The organism is Streptomyces sp. NPDC005925, from assembly GCF_040638805.1.
Taxonomy (GTDB): domain Bacteria; phylum Actinomycetota; class Actinomycetes; order Streptomycetales; family Streptomycetaceae; genus Streptomyces.
The window spans coordinates 61718-81443 of record NZ_JBEXVL010000009.1 but is presented as its reverse complement, the minus strand read 5'-3'; the positions used below and the strand labels follow the sequence as shown (position 1 = coordinate 81443).

Below are 19726 nucleotides of genomic sequence, written 5' to 3'. Positions count from 1 at the left end.
CGTGGGCTAAAGTAAACGACGTCGCCGCGACAAGCAGCGACATCGGGGTGTAGCGCAGCTTGGCAGCGCGCTTCGTTCGGGACGAAGAGGTCGTGGGTTCAAATCCCGCCACCCCGACAGCTAAATGGCAGGTCAGAGGGCCCTTACCGAATCGGTAAGGGCCCTCTGACGTTGCTGCGTGTCCAACTGCGTGACTATCGATTCCTGAGTGCGTGCTGCGTGACTACGACTGCCGCGGGACGGCCCCGAAGATGCCGTCCATGACCACGGCACCGGTCTGGATCACGGGCCGGATCTGCTTCCGGTACACCTCCTCGGTCACGGCGGTCCCGGAGTGCCCGACGAGCCGGGAGATCTCCTCCAGTGGGACACCTCGGTCGGAGAGCAGGGACACGAAGCTGTGCCGGAGTTCCCGGGGCGTCCACTCGTCGGCGTCGATCCCGTCGAAATCCTTGAGCGCCTGGCGGAAGGCGCGGCGGACGTTGGCCGCGTCGAGCGGCTTGCCCACGGCCGAGGAGAACACGAGCCCGTGTTCCTCCCACTTGTCGCCGGCGGCCAGCCGATCCCAGCCCTGATCTTCGAACTGCCGCCAGAGCGCTTCGACGCAGCGCGCCGGCAGGGCGAGCGTGCGCCGGGACTTCCGGGTCTCAGCAGTTCGGGGACCAAGGGGTCGTGCCAGATGCGTGCCAGGTGTGCGGGGAACAACGGGGAATCGACCGGCGGTCCGTCCAGGCGCCGGCACCCTTCTGCGCTAGTGCTGTGACCGCGTATGTTCGCCGGGTTGGTCAGGCGGCGGTGGCGAGGGGGCGTCCGCCCCAGCGGATGCCTTTCTCGCTGCGGATGCGGGCGCGTTCCTTGGAAGTAGCGCACTCCGTGGGTGCGGTGGTAAGTGGCGGGCAGCCGGTCGGGGCGTTTGCGCGCGGCCCAGCCCGAGCCCGCGGTGGGTCTGATTCCGAGCGGGCCGAACTCGTCGAAGGCGAAGACCCGGTCGGGGAAGCGGTCAAGGACATCCTCGATCCGGTCCAGCTTCGGCTCACGGTCGGGGTCCGGCGATTCCTTCCATGTTTTGGTCCGCTGGAGGGTGATGCCACGGCGGGCGAGCAGGCACCGTAACGCCTCGCGGCCGATGAGGATCATCCGGCCGTGCGCTTTCCGCAGGTAGGCGACGAGCTTGCGCAACGACCAGCGAGTGAAGGGCTGGCCGAGTTTGGTGGGACGGGTGGTGGCCGTCTGAACGACGAAGTCTTCCTCGTCAGGGCTGAGCAGGCGGGGACGGCCTCCCGCCCACCGAGGGTCCAGACAGGCCAGGCCGATCTCGTTGAACCGATGGATCACATCGCGCACGGTGTCCTCGTCGGCCTGGACCAGCTGCGCGATCACCGGCACCCGGTTCCCGCCGGCCGAGGCCAGCAGCATCATCGCGCGCCGGTAGCGCACCGAGCTGGTGCTGCCCCGGCGCACGATCTGCTGCAGCTTCTGCCCCTCCTGGTCAGTCAGTCTGCGCACACGGACAGGCTCGGCCACCACACCTCCAGCGGTCGGACGGGACGTCACCGCCCATCCAACCGCCACGACCACCGACCCGGCGAACCTATGCGGTCACAGCACTAGGTCAGCAGTGCAGCCTCCGGCAGAAGAGCCGAGCTCCCCAAGCTGAGAGTGAGAATTCGATTCTCGTCATCGCTTCACGACAAAGGCCCAGGTCAGCGGCCCAAGCGTCTGCAATGTCCATACACTCAGGCTGAATCTACCTTTTTGCCATATTTCGCTCTCATTCGTGGAGGGTTGGGCGTCACGGCTCGGCTCGCACCAGGCCCAACTTGATTAGGCATGCCAATGATCAATTTTTACAAGCCTCACACAGAGGGCCGCTCAGTCGTAATATGACCTTGAAGGTCGAAACATGAGGAGTCTTTGTTGTCCAAGGTGAAGACCATTAGAGAACTGGCCGACGAAGCTGGCCTTGACTACGATCTCGCACTTGTAACCCTGTGGGACGCGGGTTATGAGTCGCTAGAAGACATTGACGACACGATACCTGTGCGCGATATATCTGGTGTCTGCTCAACACTAGGGGTAGTCACAGCTAAGAGATTGCAGTGTCTAGCCTACTGGGTACAGGCTTGGGAGGTGACAGAGCAAGAAGCGCGGGAGCGTCTACTGACATATGGAATTTCCGTATCTCCAGATGCACGCATGCTACCTAAAGGTGCCCTCAAAAAGCTAAGAAGATCGGGGGTTTTCTCACCGGTCCTCACTTCTCCTATTCCTACATCAAGCAGGCAGCCAGACGAACCAGAATTTATCTGGCAGATCGTCGGTCGAGAACGCGAGGCCGATTTGCTCTCGTCTGGAGACATTCGCAGCATCCACGACGCTCTTGTGGAGGATTTCAGAGTTTCTAAGGATCCAATTGATCCGCCCGGCGTGCGAGACAATAACCTTCTGGAATCTGCTGCGTTTCGCCCTGGCACCTCTCTGGGTGGTGAGCGTAAATACTCGACCGTCGAACTGGCTGGTGCGGCATTGCTGCACTCGATTATCCACAACCACCCGTTCCATAATGGAAACAAGCGTACCGCTCTCGTCTCAGCCCTGGCCTTCCTGGATCGGAATAATGTGCTTCTCACTTGCACAGAGAGCGACCTCTTCAAGTTGGTTTTGAAGGTAGCTCAACACCGTCTCGTGCCAACTGGCTGGAGTTCGGTCGCCGATCGAGAAGTTCAAGAAATTGCTCGATGGATCCTGAAAAATAGTCGGCAAATACAGCATGGAGACCGCCTGCTGAAATGGCGCGAGCTCCGTCGAATCCTTTCACGATTTGACTGTCAAATCGGCTCTCCAATGCCTGGGAACAGGATCAAGGTACAGCGTACGGTTCAAGCAAAAGGCTTGTTCGGTCTTTCAAAAGTGAGAACCTACGGCGCCACAGTCGGGTACCGCAGCGACGGCCACGAAGTAGACGCAACCCTCCTGAAGCACCTACGTAAAGAGCTCCAACTAGACGACGAACACGGTGTCGACTCCGCCTATTTCTATGGAAGCGATCCTCGCGAACCAGATGAATTTATCACTCAATATCGAACGCTTTTGAAGCGACTAGCAAAATTGTGACGGCGAACTTTGAGAGAACTTGGCTGTAAGGGCGATCCAATAGGCTTCTATATGGGTTATGGACGCTAAAGGGCACGGCCCTTGCTACTTGTACCTCCATCAGGTGACTGGACGAAGCGTGGCCAAGCTAAACTGAAGAAGGGTGCGGGCAGGCATCGCAAGAAGTGATTTGCGAGCCACACAGAACACCACCTGCGTGTCTAACTGCGTGACAACGCCGGCGTACAACGGCGGACGGGCGCGAACTTCTGCGGACCATCAGCACAGGTGAGAGCTCCGCCAACCCAAGGCAGCGCCCCCACCCAAGTTGCTTCGGGACGAAGAGGTCGTGGGTTCAAATCCCGCCACCCCGACGCTGGTCAGAGGCCAGGTACTGATATCAGTACCTGGCCTCTGTCGTGCGTGTGCTCGAGGGCTAGAGGCGTGTGATCAGGTTGCGGCGCCGCCGTCGGCTATGTCCTCGTCCTTGTCGTCTCTACGGGGTCGTCCGTCGCTGCGGGTCTTCGGGATCACGCGCCGGAGCGCAGCTCTATCGGGCGAATGCCGCTCTGCCGCGGGAGCACGAGGTAGGTGTACTGCCTCGGCAGGCTGTGGTGAGCGCGGGCTTCGTCTGCTTCGGGTTGCAGAGGGCCGGGCGGCTGTGCCGGGGCGGCGCGGTGACGCAGGGCGACGCAACCGGGGGGACCGCGAGGGAGGGTTACGGGTCCTCGTCGACGTACAGGAACTCCGGGCCGTACGTTGTGCCGCTCTCGTCCGGCAGCGGTGTCGACATCAATGCCTGGGCGGGTTCCTGCAGGCGGCGCATCTGCCCGACCGCCTGACTCAGCATCTGTGTCGCCGTGGCGGACTGCTCCGCATGCCAGGCGTGTTCCAGGAACCGGAGCAGTGAGCTGTAGTGACGGTTGAATGTGTCGAGGTCGTGTTGCACGCCTTCGGAGACGGGCACACCGCCTTTGGACCAGCCGCCTGCCGGCACCGTCCCCATGGGGAACGTCAGGGGCATGGGAATCTCGGCTCCCTGGAAATCGAACCGCGGCGGATTGTCTGATACGCGGATCAATTCGCGGCCGTGAAAGATTTCCCGGAAGGAGTAGAAATGGGCCAGCTCGCCGGTCTCGCCGGGGAACGGGTTCTCCGGCGAGACCGTGGTGCCCTCACCCTGCTCCTTGATGATCTGCAGGGCATGCTCCACATCATCGAGCGATCTGAGTGCGACGACGTCGTTTCCCTGGCCGTGGGACGCGGACATGTTTCTGGTCACCTGCCGAGTACCCTTGATCAACTCCGGCCGGGAACGGAAAGCCTCGCGGATCGCCGTGTAGAAGGCGCCGATGGACGTGTGCGTCTCCCGCACTTCGACGACCGGGGCGTCGGGCCTCTCGATGCGGGAGTACATGTCGAGCGCCTGTTTGCTCAGGCCTCTGAGAGAAACCGACAGCTCCGGCTGAACACCACCGGGAAGCGGACCTGGGTACTTCGGTACGACTTCGCTGTTGGCGATGCGCGGAAACCCGCCGATGGTCGTGAGCATGTTGCAGGCGAGGCCCATGTGTGACATTTCATCGAAGATGATTTCTAGAATCGTCTCGGAGACGTCAGATCCCTGGTCCACTTCCTGGATGGACCACAGGCCGCATGAATAGGGTGGGATCGTCGCGAGTTCCAGCATGACGGCCTGCTGCAGCGCCTCCTTCAGCCAGGTTTCGTCATGTTCTTCCGCGGGCATCCGCATGAGCTCGACGATTGCGTTGCTTCGATGTCCGACGACACCTGACACGAGCACTCCTATGGCTCAGGCCCCTCGGCCGAAATGACCAGTTGAGGCAGTCCGTACCACAGCGGCCCGCACCGCAGCACGCGGGCGCACGGCAATGGCGATAGCAGCCCCACCGGTCAATTCCCGTGCGAGGACGCAATCCCTGCATCAGGAAAGGTATCGAGACCTCTATTCAGGACATCACCAAGGCTGACCTGCTGCAACTGGGGCGATCGATGGCGAGGTGCGGCGTCCGTCGCGGATGGTCGCCGGGGGCCGTGGCCGGTGGGTGGCCAGGCCGCGGAGTAACCGGTCTCGGCGTTGTTTGAATCCGTCGTTCGAGTGGTTGGCCGGCGCCCGCGGGCTCTGTCGGCGTCATTCCCGGCCGCCCCCGTGCGAGCTTGGGCTGAACTCAGCCGAGCGGAAGCGGAGGTGCGGACGCCATGACGTCAGCGACGGTCCGGGGGCTTGCGGCGGCGGCAGCGCTGTCCGCTCTGCTGGTGACGGCGGCGTGCGGGGGCGGCGGGATCACCGGGCAGGAGCCTTCCGAGAGTGCCGGGACCACGAGGGCCGACGGGAACGAATCGACACCCGGCACCGACGAGTCGACGTCCGGCACGAAGGACGGGCACGGCGAGATCTTCCCCGGCAGCAAGACCGAGGAGCCCTCCGCGTCAGCGATCACGCTGCCGAGGACGAAGGTGGGCGAGACGGCCACCGGGAGCGTGGAGATCCCGCGTGAGAAGGCGGGCCAGACAATCCAGAGGATCGCCATCGAGATCGAGGGGGAGACCGTTCCTTCCGACGGTCGGTGCGTGGGCGAGGCGGGGTCGGGGGGCTGCACCGAGACCTTCCAGTACACGCCCAAGCGCCCGGGGTCGTACACCGGGCAGCTGACCGCCACGATGGCCGACGGCCGCACGGTCACCGCCCCCATCTACGGCGAAGCGGCCGAGCCGTCTGATTCGACGTCTGCCTCGACGCCACCCACCTGGACGAGCTCTTCGGCGCAGACATCGGACGGGCCCGACACCGGGGAATCCACACCGGACGTGCCCGAGACCGAGGAGACCACACCGGAGGTGCCTTCGGACATTCCCTCTCCGGAGGTGTCCGACCTCCCCTGAGGACAGGCCCTGTCAGGCACCGCGGATCTCCAGCCAGGCGACCCCGTCGTCGGGCAGTACGACCACGCTGCGGTCGAGCCACCTCGAGTCGTACGAGACGAGGTAGAAGCGGGTCGGCGACTTCGCGAGGAGGCGGAAACCCCGGTACTCGTACCGGTACGGCGCGCTTTCGCCGCCGTAGTCCGTGAACTCGATACTCCTCGCGTGGTGGCGGAGCGGCACGTACGCGTGGACCACCACCCACGGGGTGCCCCTGTAGCCCCCCATCGCATGCAGCTGCGCATCGCCTCGGCCGAGGCCCGTCACGTACAGCGCCATGTCGTAGAACAGGCTCAGTGTCAGCAGTCCGAGGAGCAGCGTGCCGACCCCGAGCCATGTGCGGTCGGAGGGGGAGGCCTGCCGGAGGCGGACGCCCGTGCCCGCGCTGAGGCGCAGGTGGACGCCGAAGACCGCGAGCGTGGACCCCGCCGCCACCATCAGGGCCGGCAGGAACCGGCGTGGCCAGCCTGCTGGAAAGAGGCCGACCAGGTTCGAGAAGTACACCGGCAGGCCGAGGAGCATCATGACCACGCCGACGGTGAGCAGCCAGGTGATGGCCGAGCGGCGGCGGGCCGCGTTCTCCGGGCGGGACAGTCTTCGTCCCAGCCATCCCACCGTCAGCAGCAGGATCAGCCCACCGGCCAGCAGCGCACACAGGGGGAGGAAGACCGCGTTCGTACTGTTTGCCACGATGCCCTGGATGGAGAGCTCCAGGTCCTCCACCGGGACGCCGAGTGCGGAGTAGTACGCCTTGTTGTAGAGGCTGCCGAAGTAGTAGAGCAGAGCGAAGGTGATGGTCCCCGGTGCCGCGATGACCGCCGCCTTCTCCACGAACGTGGACGCGGGCGAGCGCAGGGGCGCCGGGTCGGCGTGCGGCGGTGGCGGCGGCAACGTGGACATGGTCATCAGTCTGATCGCCGCCGGAGGAGGCCGCACCCGGGGCCGTTCCGCCCGGCTGCGCGTCTTGGGTGTCGTGGTCCGTATGGCGGCCGTGGCCGGGCCCGGATCTGCTTCGGCGCCGGCTCCCGGGGGTGGCTCCACAGGTCAGTTGAAGGCCGGGAGCCCTGAGGCCCGAGATGGCCGGGGACGGGTCTCCCGGTCAGAGCCGGTGGTCGTCCTCGTCGTCGGTCTTGCGGTTCCGGTTGGCCATCTTCTCCCAGAAGTCGTGCAGCTCCCTGACGGGGATGCTCACCCAGGGCACGGTGTGCCGGCTGACGGCGGGCAGGTGCCAACGGAAGCGGCTGTGCAGGAGCGCCTGCTGCTGCCGGCAGAACAGCTCCGCCATTTCCGTCTGTGCCTTGCCGGCCTGGGGAGGATAGGGGCACAGGCGGAACTCGCACGGGGGCAGGCAGGTGGTGCGGGAGTCGTCCCGTTCGGAGCTGCCGACACTGCGTTCGGGGTGGAGCCGGCTGCGGTCGCGGGTGAGACAGTCCGGGAGGGTGTCCTTGTTCGCGAGGTTCAGACGTTCCTCGACGTCGTCGGGGCTCCCTTTGCCCTCGGTGAGGTTGTGCAGGATGAGTACGTCGGCGAGGAGGCGTTGCGCGCGCGGGTGCAGGATGCTCCAGCCGACAGACGGGGCGATCCACAGGTTGTGCTTGCGGTAGCGGTCCGGATCGGCCGGGAGGGAACCGACGTTGTCGGTGGCTCCGTTCTCGTCGATCCAGAGGAACCGTTCGGGGTGTCCTGTCTCCAGGGCCAGGGTCACCAGGTCGCCGGCTTCGGCGACGAACGGGTGGAGGACCGTGCCGGCATGGCGTTCGTACGCGGCGCCGTGGGGAGCCGGGGTCTCGTGTGAGCTGCCCGCCATCGTGAGCCATCGGGTGACCGCCCGCACGGGCTCCATCGGACCGTTGGATGTCACGTCGTCGTCCGTCGGCGGGGCGGCGGCCGGTGGTGCGGGACGGCGGCGGTGCCCGTTCGCCTCGCCGGACCCGGTGGCGCGTCCCACGGTGTCGGGAAGCTCCCACAGGCACAGCGCATGGAGCAGACTCAGCTGGGCGTACCAGTAGCGACTGCACGTGAGCATCTTCTCCGCCTGCTTCACCAGGTGGGCCCGGGTCTCTTCGTAGGCGTCCGGGTGCCGTTTCCGGCGGTTCGCCGCGTTCTTGAAGCCCTGGGCCAGAGCGTTCTCCAGAGACAGCGGCATGAGCGGGCTCTGCCGGTCGGGTGGGGCGGTCAGGTTGCGCAGCCAGAGACTCAGCCGTTCCTTGGCCTCGTCACGGTATTTTTCGGAGACGGACCCGACGACCATGGGGACGAGCCAGGCCCGAAGGGAGAAGTGGCGCCACCACGTGGTGCGGCTCTGCTCGTACTCCTTCACGATCCGGTCATGCTTCCGCCGGCTCTCTTCCGCCGCCTCGGGATCGGCGGCGGGGTTCGCGTTCTCCTCCTCGAGCCAAGCGGTGTAGTCGTGGTCCAGCTTCTGCTTGGCCTCGCGGATCTTTTCCAGGTACTGGGAGATGGGATCGGTTCCGAGGGGGAATTCCGTGCGCAGCTCCTGGAAGGCCGCATCGCCACCGGCCGCTATCTGATGGCCGATCGCGATTCGGACAGGATAAGAGGGCTCATGCGTAGCGATCTGAAAGAGACGTTTGTAAGGAAGAGAGGGCTGCACAGGCTCCTGACCCGCGAGCGGCTCACCTCTCATGCTGCGACGGCCCCGTTCACGCAGAGCGGCCCCGAAGCTGCGCACCAGTCTCAGCTTCGCGTCCTCGATGGTGCGCTGATCGCCTCTGATGTCGAGGTTCGCCCAATGGTCGTCGAGGTCCCGGGCCAGCGTGTCCTGTATGGATGCCGGATCGACGCAGTCCATTTCCAGGGCCGCGGCGTACAGGTCGAAGTACTTCGCGTCGTGCCGTTTCGCCGCGGCATCGCTGAGCAGCCCGGACAGTCTCGGCGGCGTTCCCTGACCGTTCTGGGCGCGCGGCATCGCGTGCGGCACGGTGGCCGACCGCGCGGTGACGGGAGCCGCCCGGTCACGTGAGAGCAGCATCAGCGCGATGAGCAGTTCCCGGGACGGACCCGGGCTGTGCAGCGCCGGTTCGACGACCGCGTCGATCCTGTCGTCCTCCACCTCACTCAGCAGGCGGTAACCCAGATATGCCTGAAGAATGCTGTGCGGGAACCGGACCCTGTTCTCGCAGCCGTACACCAGCCCGAGGAGCTGGGCGTTGGCGACGTATCTCGCCAACTCGGTACGACACTCGTTGGGGTAATCGAGGGCGTTGAGCCAGGGTGCCGAGTTGCCGAACTTCCGGCCCAGTACGCCCCATATCGCGTCGCGTTGCGTCGGGGAGGCGGCGAGCAGGATTCCATGCTTTTGGGCAGTTCCCGGTGATTCCTTGGACGTGTCCTGGGAGTGCCTGCGGTCAAAAAGGTCGTCCACGTGCGCGCTGACGAAATCGTCGAACGTCACCTCGATGCTGTCCTGCAACAGTCCGAGGCAGGCCAGTGCCGACACGACCCAGATGGTCTCCCGGCGTTCCTCGCGGTCCATCACCAGCTTGTCGAATATGTGGCCGTCCTCGATGGCCTGACGGTAGGTGTTCAGGAGGCCCAGCCTGAGGGTGGAGCAGTCGTTGCTGCGCGTGTCGAGGCGGCCGCCCTCCTCACGGAGGGTCAGGTGCTCCAGCAGCCCGCGCTGCCGCAGCAGACGGGCGATCCTCAGGTAGATCGGCGAGTCCGTGACCTGGGCGGTCTCCACCACCCAGTCGAGTCGGCGCTCGTCCCGCTCACCGGACTCCCGTATCAGGTACTCCAGAGCCGCTTCCTCGCTCAGCGGTTCCAGGTTGGCGATCGCGGCCCGGGTACCCTCCAGCGGTGCGTGCGGGCGCGAGGCGATGACCAGGGGCAGCTTCTGGCGGTCGGCCCGGTCTATGGCCCGCCGGATGATGTTGTCGCGGTCCTCCTTGTACTTCTCGTCGAGGAGGGCCTCTTCCAGGCCGTCGGCGATGACGACGGCCTTGTCGTCGAGTCTCAGCTGCCGCCACGTCTTGTCGATGTTGCTGCCGGCGAGCACACCCTGGTCCGCTTGTTCCGCGAAGCGGCGCCGTGCCATCTCCTCGAAGTCGAGCGTCCCGTCGCCGTTCGTGTCGCGCAGACTGATCGGCACGGGAACGGCCGCCTGCTGTGCCAGTATCCGCGTCAGTTCCACCAGAACGGCTGTCTTGCCGACGCCCATGCCGCCGACGAGCAGATAGGGTTTACGGGTTTTCCGGTTACGGAGTGTCTGAGCCATTACCTGGGACAGTTCGCGGCGCCCGACGATGCGGTTGACGAGGGTTCCGGCTGTCGGGATCAGCTCATGCGGATTGCTGCGCGCCTTGTCCACGAGCGGTTTCTTCGTCTGGTGGTACCAGTAGAGAAGGAAGAACGCGAGGAGCAGAGAGCCCGTCAGAACAGGACCCAGGATGTGATTGACGGCGTCGAACCACAGGGAACCTAGCACTTTATGGAGCCGTGAATGATCGTCCTCCTTCAGGACGTAGAAATCATAGACGGACAGTCCCACCCAAACGAAAAGCAGGACCGTCCCGAGGAAGGCGTACGCACGCAGCAGCGGACCGAGGGAGAACCTCGAGGGGCGCCAGTTGCGATTGGGGACGATGCTCCGGTGCGCCTCCCTCTCCGTCCTGAACCTGCGCCACCTCCTGCCCGTTCGCGCTGAGATCCTGGACCACCACCGTCTCGGATACAACGTGTACCAGGGGGCGCTGTGTGGCCGTTCCTTGCCTTCCGGATGGCGGATGACCTTGGTGGACATGAGGTCCGTTCCCTCCGCGCTGCACGCTGCCGCGGGACGTCGTACGAAGGCCGAGAGTCAACCGCGAACGGAGCTGAGCGAGTTGTACCCGTGAGGTCGGTGCCACGCATCGCCTCTGCGTTCCCGGCTGCGCACGGCAACGGCGCGATATCGCGCCCCGCGTCGTCGGAGGCATCGGCGTCGCGCATCTCCGCTGTCACGTGTGCCGTCCTTCCATAAAAGCACCGGCGGGGAAGACCGCAACACGGCCGCCGGTCCGGCGGAGCCGGAGTCCCGCGCCATGGGCTTTCACGGGGGCGCCGCCGGTCGTCCACGAGGTTTGCGCTCTCCGGTGATCGCCGGCTTTCCACCCGCCGGCCCGCTCCCCCTTTTCCGACGTCACCTGTGGGAGGCCGCCCCGGGGTACGCCTCCCTCGGCTCACTCTGCGATCTCGACGGTCGCCGCGTATCGTTGGTGACGCGGCAGTGCGCGCCGGGCGTTTCCAGCAGCGGTGTCACATCGCGGCTCGACCGCCGAAGTCGTCCTGAACAATGTGCGCCCTTCAGGCCGTTCATCCGGCTCGCTCGCGCCCGAATTCTGTGTACCCGTGGCGGCAGCCCATGGACGGGGACGCACTCGGTTTTCACCCCTCCCATCCGCGTGACGCAGGACGCCGACCGGGTCCCCCATCCGCCCGGAAGACAACGGAGGTCACAGATGTCCGAGTCCCCCACGCCGGCACGCGCGCCCGGGCCGACCGGCCCCTGCGCACTCCCCGGGCGCGGGCGGGCGTCCGGTCCTCCCCGGCCCCGGGAGCAGTGGAGTCGCCACGCCGCCCGCCTGTCCGCCGTGCGAGCCCGCGCCGGGGCAGTGTCACCGTGGCCGGCCGGCTCGGACCCCGGATGCCACGCGGGTCCCGTCCGCGCCCGGCAGTAAAGGAGTGACTGCCCCATGTCGTACGAGAAGTTCCCCAAGGGAGCGGCGCGGCGCACCGACCCCGCCGCCGCGGCCGATGTTCTCTACGACGCCGTCATCGTCGGCGGCGGCATCTCCGGCGCCCTCATCGCGTCGCGGCTGAGCAGCGCCGGCAAGAGCGTGCTGATGCTCGAAGCGGGCCCGGCCGAAGACCTCACCCTCAGGGGATACGAGGAGCTCCTCGACCGGTTCTACTCCGCCATCAGCAAGGACAACCAGGCCCCCTACCCGGCCGTCGCCAACGCCCCGATGCCGCGCGGCACCGACGCACGGCGCATCACACCGGGTGAGCCCGACGCCTCGGCCTACATCGTGCAGAGCGGGCCCCTGGCCACCGACACCACCTACACGCGGGTCCTCGGCGGCACCACCATGCACTGGGAGGGCAAGACGCTGCGGATGCTGCCCGAGGACTTCCGGATGCGGACGCTCTACGGCGAGGGGGCGGACTGGCCGCTCACCTACGAGGACCTCGTTCCGTACTACAACGAGGCCGAGCGCGAGATCGGCGTCTCCGCCGACGTGGAGGACCAGGCCTACCTCGGGATGACCTTCGACGACGGCTACGTGTTCCCCATGAAGGGGCTGCCCCTGTCCTACCTGGACCGGATGGTCGCCAAGGACGTCGACGGGATGCCGGTCGAACTCGACGGGGAGCGGCGGGAGCTGCGGGTCCGCCCGTTCCCGCAGGGCCGCAACGGGATACCGAACCCGGCGTACGACGGCGGGAAGGGTTTCGTGCCGCAGGGGGCGGTGAGCGCGTACCAGGTCGAGGTCGGCGAGCGGTGCCAGGGCAACAACAACTGCGTGCCCCTCTGCCCGGTGCAGGCCAAGTACAACGCCGGCAAGACCCTCGCGCTGGCCCTCCAGAGCGGACGGGTCGATCTGGTGGCCCAGGCGGTGGCGTACAAGGTGCACGTCGACGAGCACACGCGCCGGGTGACCGAGATCGAGTACCGCCGCTACGACCGGCCCGACAGCCCCGGCTACACCACGATGAAGGCCCGCGGCCGGCTGTTCGTCCTGGCCGCCAACGCGGTGGAGAACCCCCGGCTGATGCTGGCCTCCGGCCTGCGCGGTTCGAGCGGCCTCATGGGGCGGAACTTCATGGACCACGCCTACCTGCTGGCGTGGAGCCTGCTGCCGGAAGTGGCCGGCACCTTCCGCGGCACGAACTGCACGGGCGGCATCAGCGACCTGCGCGGGGGCCGCTTCCGCAGCCGCCAGGCGGCGTTCAACGTCGACATCCACAACGACGGCTGGGGCTGGGCCCGGGGCGCGCCGATGACCGACCTGATCGACCTGGTGGACTCCGGTGGCCGCTACGGCGAGTCCCTCCGCCAGGGCCTGGTCGACCGGGTGTCCCGCCAGCTCCAGATGGCGTTCATGGTCGAGGTCCCCGCCAACCCGAGCAACCGGGTCACCGTGAGCCCGGACTTCACCGACCGGCTGGGGAACATGCGGCCCGTCCTCACCTACGACATCCCCGAGTACACGATGCGGGGGGTGGCGTACGCCCGGCAGTTGTCGAAGCGCATCTTCGCCCGCCTGGGAGCCGACGACCACACCGCGTACGACCCGAACTTCTGGGGCTACGCCGTGCACGACGGCGTGGGGTACGAGATCCGCGGGGGCAACCACCTCGCCGGCACCCACATGATGGGCCGCGACCCGTCGGCCTCGGTGGTCGACGCGGACCAGCGGTGCTGGGACCACGAGAACCTCTACATGGTCGGCGGGGGAAGCATGCCCACCGTGGGCACGTCGAATGTGACGCTCACCGTCGCCGCCCTGTGCCTGCGCAGCGTCCGGGCCATGCTGTCCCAGCTCGACTCGGAGACCGCACCGATCAACGTCGCCCGCGACCGGCGCCGGGCGGCGCCGACCTCAGGGGAGGTGGCCCGATGACCGCATCCACCATCGAAAGCCGTGACGACCTCTTCAGCTACCTGGACGCGGCGATGGCGCTCGAGCACGCGACCATCCCCCCGTACCTGACCGCGTACTACTCCATACGTTCCACCAGCAACTCCGACGCCGCCCACATCATCCGGGTGGCCGCGGTGGAGGAGATGCTGCACCTGACCCTCGTCGCCAACGTCCTGAACGCCATCGGCGGGAAGCCCGACCTGACCCGCCCCGGCTTCGTGCCGTCCTACCCGGCCTACCTGCCCGACGGGGAGAACGACTTCACCGTCGACCTGCGGTCCTTCTCCCCCGAGGCGGTGGAGACGTTCTGCAAGATCGAACGGCCGCGCAAGGCGCCCAGTGCCGGCGCACGGCTGGTGCAGGACAGCGGGACACAGCTCCTGGTCTCCAGCCCCACCGCCCAGGGGGTGCACTTCTACAGCATCGGCGAGTTCTACGAGGAGATCGCCGAAGGGCTGGGAAAGGTGGCGGCCGACGACCCCGCGCTCTTCTCCGGGGACCCGGCCCTGCAGGTGGGCCCCGAGTACTTCTACTCGGGCGGCGGGGAGATGATCGTCGTCACCGACCTGGAATCGGCCCGGCGGGCGCTCGACTTCATCGCCGCCCAGGGCGAGGGCCTCGACTCGGGCATCTACGACGCGGAAGGGGAGCTGGCCCACTACTACCGGTACCGGCAGCTGCAACTCGGGCGCTACTACCAGGTGGGCGACCACCCCGATGCGCCCACGGGGCCCGCGCTGAGCATCTCCTGGGACGACGTGTACCAGGTGAAGGCGAGTGCCCGGCTGGCCGACTACCCGGCCGGATCGGAGCTCGCCCGGGTCGCCCGGGACTTCAACGCCGACTACGGGGACCTCCTCGCCCTGCTCACCCGGGCGTTCAACGGGCAGCCGGGACTCCTGCAGGAGGCCGTCTGCGAGATGTTCCGCCTGCGCGACGGGTTCAACCGGCTGGTGTGCAACCCCCTGCCGGGCAGTGGCGGCCTGCACGCCGCCCCCACCTTCGAAATCCCGGCCGCGGTCGAGGCCGATCCGCAGGCCGCGCCCGGTGCCGGCCGGACGACCCCGGCGGTGACGCGATGACCGCGCCGTCCTTCGAGAAGTTCCTCGACCTGTCCGTCGACCTCACCGCCTTCGAGGAGACCGATCTGCTCGGCACCGGCATGGCCCGCCCCTACCTGGCGAAGGTGCGGGCCGCCTGCGGCGACGAGGTCGTCACCGCCCTCCTGGACGCCCACCGGGCAGCCCGGGCCGACGCAGCCGGTGATGCCGGACACCACGGCCGGCGACCGCTCGACCGGGATCTGCTCGACCGGGCCCTGCGCCACCGGGTTTTCAGCGACGACCGGCTCGGACCGGTGGCCCGCAACGTGACCAAGCTCTGGTACGCCGGGATGTGGTACGCGCTGCCACCCGAGTGGATCGACCTCTACGGGGCCCACACCGCGGCGGAAACCTCCACGATCAGTGCCGCCTCCTACCAGGAGGGGCTGCTGTGGCGGGCCATCGGGGCCAATCCGCAGGGTGCCAAGGCACCCGGATACGGCTCCTGGGCCCAGCCACCCCGCATCGCGGACCGCTACCTGAAAGGGGCGACACGATGACGACTCTGGCCAACCGCCTCAGCCCGGACAAGGTGAAGCTCGGCGTTTGCTGCACCGTGTGGTGGAACGACGACTTTCCCACCATCGACGCCGACATCTCCTTCGGTCAGGCCGTCAGCGAGATGGCACTCGCCGGCTTCCAGGGCTGCAGTATCGGGCACAAGTACCCCTCGGACGCCGCCGAGCTCAAGGCCGCCCTCGACCTGCGCGGCCTGCGCGTGTCCGAGCCCTGGACGAGCACGTACTTCACGATCGACAAGATGCGGCAGAAGACGGTCGCCGCTTTCGAGGAGACGCTGGCCCACATCAGGGCGCTGGGCGGGAACGAGCTGGTCGTGGCCGAGTTCGGCGCTTCGTCCCACCTGCTCCCCGTGGACGTGTTCGCCAACCGCCCCGTCTTCACCGACGCCCAGTGGGACGCCCTGGCGTCGGGCCTGGACGAGCTCGGCAAGATCGCCCGCTCGGCCGGGATGAAGCTCAGCTACCACCACCACATGGGCACCGGCGTCATGACCCGGGCCGACATCGACCGGCTGATGGCCTCGACCGATCCGGACCTGGTCCACCTGCTGCTCGACACCGGCCACGTGGCCTTCGCCGGCGACGATCCGCTGGACCTGGCCCGGGCCCACGCGGGTCGCATCGGCCACGTCCACATGAAGAGCGTCCGGCCCGAGGTGGTGAGCCGGGTGCGTGAAGAGGGCCTGTCGTTCCAGGAAGGCGTGGAGCTCGGCGTCTTCACCGTGCCCGGAGACGGCGCGATCGACTTCCGGCCCATCCTCGAAGTGCTGGCCGACGCGCGGTACGAAGGGTGGCTGGTCGTGGAGGCGGAGCAGGATCCGAACAAGGCCGTCCCGCTCGAGTACGCCAAGAGGGCCCGCACCTACCTCGCCGACGTCTTGGGGTGGTGACGATGAACGCGACACTCGGACGCGACGTGTTCTTCAGCTTCTTCATGTTCACGGCCGATCTGCGGCCGCAGGACGCGCGGTACACCCGGACCCTGGTCCATCACCTCAAAACCCTGACCGACATGGGCTACGACGGCTTCGACGTGCACATCGCCGCCCGGCCCAGCACCGTCGAGCACAAGCTCGAGGTCGACCGCTACATCGGCCTCAGGAAGGCATTCGACCAGGCGGGGCTCGGGGAGGTGAGGTTCACCACCAACGTGGGGACCACGCGGACCTTCGACCCGACGTCGCCCTACGAGGAGCAGCGCAGGCAGGCCCTGTCCTACCTCAAGTCGCGCGTCGACATCACGCGGGTCCTGGGCGGCGACTCGATCATGTCCGGGCCGTTCATCTACCCCTACGGGGTCTTTCCGCTCACGGACACCGATGAGCCGATCTGGAGCGACGCCCTGCAGGACTGGATGAAGCCGCGCTACCACGCGGCGCGTTCCGTCTTCGAGGAGCTGCTGGAGTACGCCGCGGCGCGAGAGGTGAAGCTCGCCGTGGAGCCCGTCAAGAGCTGGGAGACGCCGCCGCCCAACATGGTCTCGGAGGTGCTGGACTTCCTCGAGGGCCTCGAGCACACGCAGGGCGGCGTCACGATCGACACCGCGCAGGTCGTGATGGAAAGTCAGGGTCCGTCGGTCCTGAAGGAGAACGTGGCGCGGGCCATACGCCAGGACCGGCTCTACTACGTCCACATATCCGCACCCGACCGGGGCGCGGTGAAGGACAGCTGGATCCCGTGGCACATCATCGCGAACGAGATCGAGCCGGTGTATCGCGGGCCGTACCTGATCGAAGTGTTCAACGCGATCCCGCCGTTCGACAGTTCCATGCGCATGGCGCGCCGGCGTTTCTGGCGGCCCGGCGAGGACGATCCCGTGCCCGACAGGGACAGCGCCTACGACGTCGCGGCGGCGGCGCTGGAGGAACTGCGAGAGCGGATTGCCTAACCCCGGAGAGGTCTCGCATGGCAGCTCAGGTGTCAGATCCCATCTTCATGGTCGTGAAGCAGACGGGCGACGTCCGCATTCACACCTGCGTCGCGTCCTTCGCGTACGACAACATCGCGAACGCCACGCACATCATCGAGACCAGGAACCAGCTGGTTCTCGTCGACGGGCAGTTCCTCGCCCCCTGCGCGAAGGCATTCAGGGACTACGCGGACAGCCTGGGCAAGCCCATCGAAAGGCTGTACGTCTCTCACCGGCACCCTGACCACTGGTTCGGTCTGGGGACCGCGTTCACCGACATCACGGTCTACGCGTTGTCCGAAACCAGGACCTTCATCCACGATCACGGGGAAGACTCGAGAAGTGACCACCAGAAACTCGGTGACCTCGCCCCGGAGCGCATAGTCGTTCCCGAACAGGTCGCCGGTCCGGGTGAAGAGACCATCGACGGGGTCACCTACGTCTTCGACCGGGTGACGGACACCGAGATCGATTACCACCTCACCATCAGGCTTCCCGAGGTAGGTGTGTACGTCACCCAGGACCTGGTGTACAGCGGCACCCATCTGTACCTGACGAAACACATGGACCACTGGGCCCAGGTACTGCAGGAAATGCTGGTGTCGGACTACGAGTTGTTCATGCCGGGCCACGGCCTGCCGGCCGACAAGAGCGAGGTCGCCCGCAACATCGAGTACCTTTCTGCCGCTCGGCAGGCAATCGACAACGGGCTCGCAGACGACGCCTTCAAGAATTTCATGCTGCAGCGGTATCCGGAACGCAAGTGCCCGGGGATCTTCAACATCTACATGCCCCGGCTGTTCGGCGGCGCGAGCGAATACTGAGCACGGAGGTGTTCCCACCATGAACGAGAGCTGCACTGTAGGACAGTACCTGGTGGACCGGCTCCGCCAACTCGGACTGGAGCACCTGTTCGCCATCGCGGGCGACTACTCGATAGAGTGGCTGAACCGGTACGTCGCGCCGAACGGCATCCAGATCGTCGAAGAAGTCAACGAGGTCAACGCCGGGTATGCGGCGGACGGATACGCCAGGATGAAGGGAATCGGCGCCCTCTGCCTCACCTACTCCGCAGGCGCACTGTGTGCCGTGAACGCTGTCGCCGGCGCCTATGTCGAAAAGGTGCCGCTGGTGCTGATCAACGGCACACCGAGCATCAAGAAGACCATCACCTTCGAGCAGACCGGTTTCAGCGCCCATCACTTCATCAGCGGACGCGAGACGGATCTTCAGTCGTTCGAGCACCTGACGGTCGCAGCCATACGGATCGAGAATCCGGACCTCGCACCGACGCTGATCGATTACGCACTGACCCAGTGCATAACAGAACGGCGCCCGATATATATCGAGCTGCTCCAGGACATGGTCGACCTGGAGTGCGAGCCGCCGCAGGGTGTTCTGAAGCCGGCCAGGGCCCTGTCGGACGAGACCAGCCTGGAGCAGTCCGTCACCAAGATCTGCGCCGAGCTCGAAAACGCCGAGAATCCGCTCATCTGGCTCGGCGTGGAGATCGACCGGCTCGGCCTTCAGGACAGGGCCATGAGCCTGATCCGGCAACTGAACGTGCCGTTCGTCACGGAACTCCTCAGCAAGGCCGTCCTGGCCGAGGACGACGAGCTGTTCGTCGGCGTGTTCGACGGCCAGGCATCATCGGCGGCCGTGATGGATCTGGCCGACAAGTCCGACTTCATCCTGGCCCTCGGTGTGTGGCTGACAGACATCAACGCGCTGGGCTGGGAACCCGACTACGACAAGACCGCATTCGCGTCGTTCGACGCGGTCAAGCTCGGGACCTATTTCGGCGGGCAGGTCGCGTTGGAACACCTGCTGGACGGCATCCTGGCGGAAAAGATCGCGCCCAAGACACGGAAACTGCCGGACATGCCGGCGCACAGCGCGCCGAGCGTGGACGAGGCCGACGTCATCACCTACCAGGGCTTCTACCACTACATCCAGCAGTACGTCGACAAGAACACCATCGTCGGCGCCGACGCGAGCATGAACTACTTCGGCAGTCTGCTGCTCGATGTGCCCAGCCCGGGAGGGTTCGTCGTCCAGTCGTCCTATTCGGCGATCGGCTACAGCGCGCCGGCGGCGACGGGTATCTGCCTGGCGAAGAGCCCCGACCAGAAGGTGCTGGTCTTCTCGGGTGACGGCGGCTTCCAGATGACCGCCCAATGCCTCTCGACGCAGACCCGGTTCGGGCTCGACCCGATCGTCTTCGTCATCGACAACGGCGTCTACGCCGTGGAGCAGTGGCTCGCCGACGCCGCGGTGTTCCACTCCGACGAGCCGTTCTACAAGCCGTGCAGGCTGCACCGGTGGAATTACAGCGCGCTGGCGGACGTCTTCGGCTGCCGGGGGTGGGAAGTCGGCACGTACGGAGAGCTGAAGGATGCCGTGACGGGTGCACTGGAGAACTCGGGCAGCCCGTCCGTCATCCAGGTGCGGGTGCCCGACAAGACGATCCCTGACAACGCCGCGTGGAAGGCCCATTGACCTCCGAAAGGG

At 66.3% G+C, this 19726-nt stretch carries 12 protein-coding genes, 1 tRNA gene and 2 pseudogenes; 10 read left to right on the top strand and 5 right to left on the bottom strand.

Annotated features, from left to right (window positions below; translation table 11 throughout):
- The first annotated feature begins 43 nt into the window (after positions 1 to 43).
- A tRNA-Pro gene (locus ABZ354_RS13945) sits at positions 44 to 117 on the top strand.
- 106 nt (positions 118 to 223) lie between these two features.
- On the opposite strand, the pseudogene ABZ354_RS13940 reads toward ABZ354_RS13945, so the two are convergent.
- Positions 224 to 649, bottom strand: a pseudogene (locus ABZ354_RS13940) (tyrosine-type recombinase/integrase); the annotation flags it as partial.
- A 209-nt stretch (positions 650 to 858) separates the two neighbouring features.
- Positions 859 to 1524, bottom strand: a pseudogene (locus ABZ354_RS13935) (helix-turn-helix domain-containing protein); the annotation flags it as partial.
- A gap of 402 nt (positions 1525 to 1926) precedes the next feature.
- Between ABZ354_RS13935 and ABZ354_RS13930 the strand changes: the two are divergent.
- Positions 1927 to 3114, top strand: coding sequence for a type II toxin-antitoxin system death-on-curing family toxin (locus tag ABZ354_RS13930; protein ID WP_358656572.1), 1188 nt, complete (start codon positions 1927 to 1929; stop codon positions 3112 to 3114).
- A 697-nt stretch (positions 3115 to 3811) separates the two neighbouring features.
- Here the strand turns inward: ABZ354_RS13930 and ABZ354_RS13925 are convergent.
- A complete protein-coding gene (locus ABZ354_RS13925) occupies positions 3812 to 4891 on the bottom strand; it encodes a ferritin-like protein (RefSeq protein ID WP_358656355.1) in 1080 nt (359 codons plus the stop codon).
- Positions 4892 to 5313: 422 nt separating this feature from the next.
- Between ABZ354_RS13925 and ABZ354_RS13920 the strand changes: the two genes are divergently transcribed.
- Positions 5314 to 5997, top strand: a complete 684-nt coding sequence (locus tag ABZ354_RS13920; protein ID WP_358656353.1) for a hypothetical protein — start codon at positions 5314 to 5316, stop codon at positions 5995 to 5997.
- Between the two features lie 12 nt (positions 5998 to 6009).
- Here the strand turns inward: ABZ354_RS13920 and ABZ354_RS13915 are convergent, their stop codons facing one another.
- Positions 6010 to 6936, bottom strand: coding sequence for a hypothetical protein (locus tag ABZ354_RS13915; RefSeq protein WP_358656351.1), 927 nt, complete (start codon positions 6934 to 6936; stop codon positions 6010 to 6012).
- Between the two features lie 199 nt (positions 6937 to 7135).
- Positions 7136 to 10546, bottom strand: a complete 3411-nt coding sequence (locus ABZ354_RS13910) for an ATP-binding protein (RefSeq protein WP_358656349.1) — start codon at positions 10544 to 10546, stop codon at positions 7136 to 7138.
- Positions 10547 to 11729: 1183 nt separating this feature from the next.
- Between ABZ354_RS13910 and ABZ354_RS13905 the strand changes: the two genes are divergently transcribed.
- Genes ABZ354_RS13905 through ABZ354_RS13875 form a run of 7 tightly spaced genes read left to right on the top strand, consistent with a single transcriptional unit; the run spans position 11730 to position 19714 of the window.
- Positions 11730 to 13661 (top strand): GMC family oxidoreductase, encoded by a 1932-nt coding sequence (locus tag ABZ354_RS13905; RefSeq protein WP_358656347.1) that lies wholly within the window; start codon positions 11730 to 11732, stop codon positions 13659 to 13661.
- Complete coding sequence (locus ABZ354_RS13900) at positions 13658 to 14764, top strand: ferritin-like protein (RefSeq protein ID WP_358656345.1); 1107 nt, start codon at positions 13658 to 13660, stop codon at positions 14762 to 14764. The genes ABZ354_RS13905 and ABZ354_RS13900 overlap by 4 nt, the downstream gene beginning before the upstream one ends.
- Positions 14761 to 15285 carry a hypothetical protein gene (locus ABZ354_RS13895; protein WP_358656343.1) on the top strand — a complete coding sequence of 175 codons (525 nt, stop codon included), beginning with the start codon at positions 14761 to 14763 and terminating at the stop codon, positions 15283 to 15285. The genes ABZ354_RS13900 and ABZ354_RS13895 overlap by 4 nt, the downstream gene beginning before the upstream one ends.
- Positions 15282 to 16196, top strand: a complete 915-nt coding sequence (gene iolE / locus ABZ354_RS13890; protein WP_358656341.1) for a myo-inosose-2 dehydratase — start codon at positions 15282 to 15284, stop codon at positions 16194 to 16196. The genes ABZ354_RS13895 and iolE overlap by 4 nt, the downstream gene beginning before the upstream one ends.
- A 2-nt stretch (positions 16197 to 16198) precedes the next feature.
- The gene (locus tag ABZ354_RS13885) at positions 16199 to 17194 is read left to right on the top strand and encodes a TIM barrel protein (RefSeq protein ID WP_358656339.1); all 996 of its coding nucleotides are present in this window, start codon (positions 16199 to 16201) and stop codon (positions 17192 to 17194) included.
- Positions 17195 to 17211: 17 nt separating this feature from the next.
- On the top strand, positions 17212 to 18039 hold the full coding sequence (locus ABZ354_RS13880) for an MBL fold metallo-hydrolase (RefSeq protein ID WP_358656337.1): 828 nt from the start codon (positions 17212 to 17214) through the stop codon (positions 18037 to 18039).
- 19 nt (positions 18040 to 18058) lie between these two features.
- Positions 18059 to 19714, top strand: a complete 1656-nt coding sequence (locus tag ABZ354_RS13875; RefSeq protein WP_358656335.1) for a thiamine pyrophosphate-dependent enzyme — start codon at positions 18059 to 18061, stop codon at positions 19712 to 19714.
- The last annotated feature ends 12 nt before the right edge of the window (positions 19715 to 19726 follow it).

Coding starts and splice junctions, on each gene's coding strand:
- ABZ354_RS13920 (WP_358656353.1), top strand. CDS start 5,314: ATGACGTCAGCGACGGTCCGGGGGCTTGCGGCGGCGGCAGCGCTGTCC.
- ABZ354_RS13915 (WP_358656351.1), bottom strand. CDS start 6,936: ATGTCCACGTTGCCGCCGCCACCGCCGCACGCCGACCCGGCGCCCCTG.
- ABZ354_RS13905 (WP_358656347.1), top strand. CDS start 11,730: ATGTCGTACGAGAAGTTCCCCAAGGGAGCGGCGCGGCGCACCGACCCC.
- ABZ354_RS13900 (WP_358656345.1), top strand. CDS start 13,658: ATGACCGCATCCACCATCGAAAGCCGTGACGACCTCTTCAGCTACCTG.
- ABZ354_RS13895 (WP_358656343.1), top strand. CDS start 14,761: ATGACCGCGCCGTCCTTCGAGAAGTTCCTCGACCTGTCCGTCGACCTC.
- iolE (WP_358656341.1), top strand. CDS start 15,282: ATGACGACTCTGGCCAACCGCCTCAGCCCGGACAAGGTGAAGCTCGGC.
- ABZ354_RS13885 (WP_358656339.1), top strand. CDS start 16,199: ATGAACGCGACACTCGGACGCGACGTGTTCTTCAGCTTCTTCATGTTC.
- ABZ354_RS13880 (WP_358656337.1), top strand. CDS start 17,212: ATGGCAGCTCAGGTGTCAGATCCCATCTTCATGGTCGTGAAGCAGACG.
- ABZ354_RS13875 (WP_358656335.1), top strand. CDS start 18,059: ATGAACGAGAGCTGCACTGTAGGACAGTACCTGGTGGACCGGCTCCGC.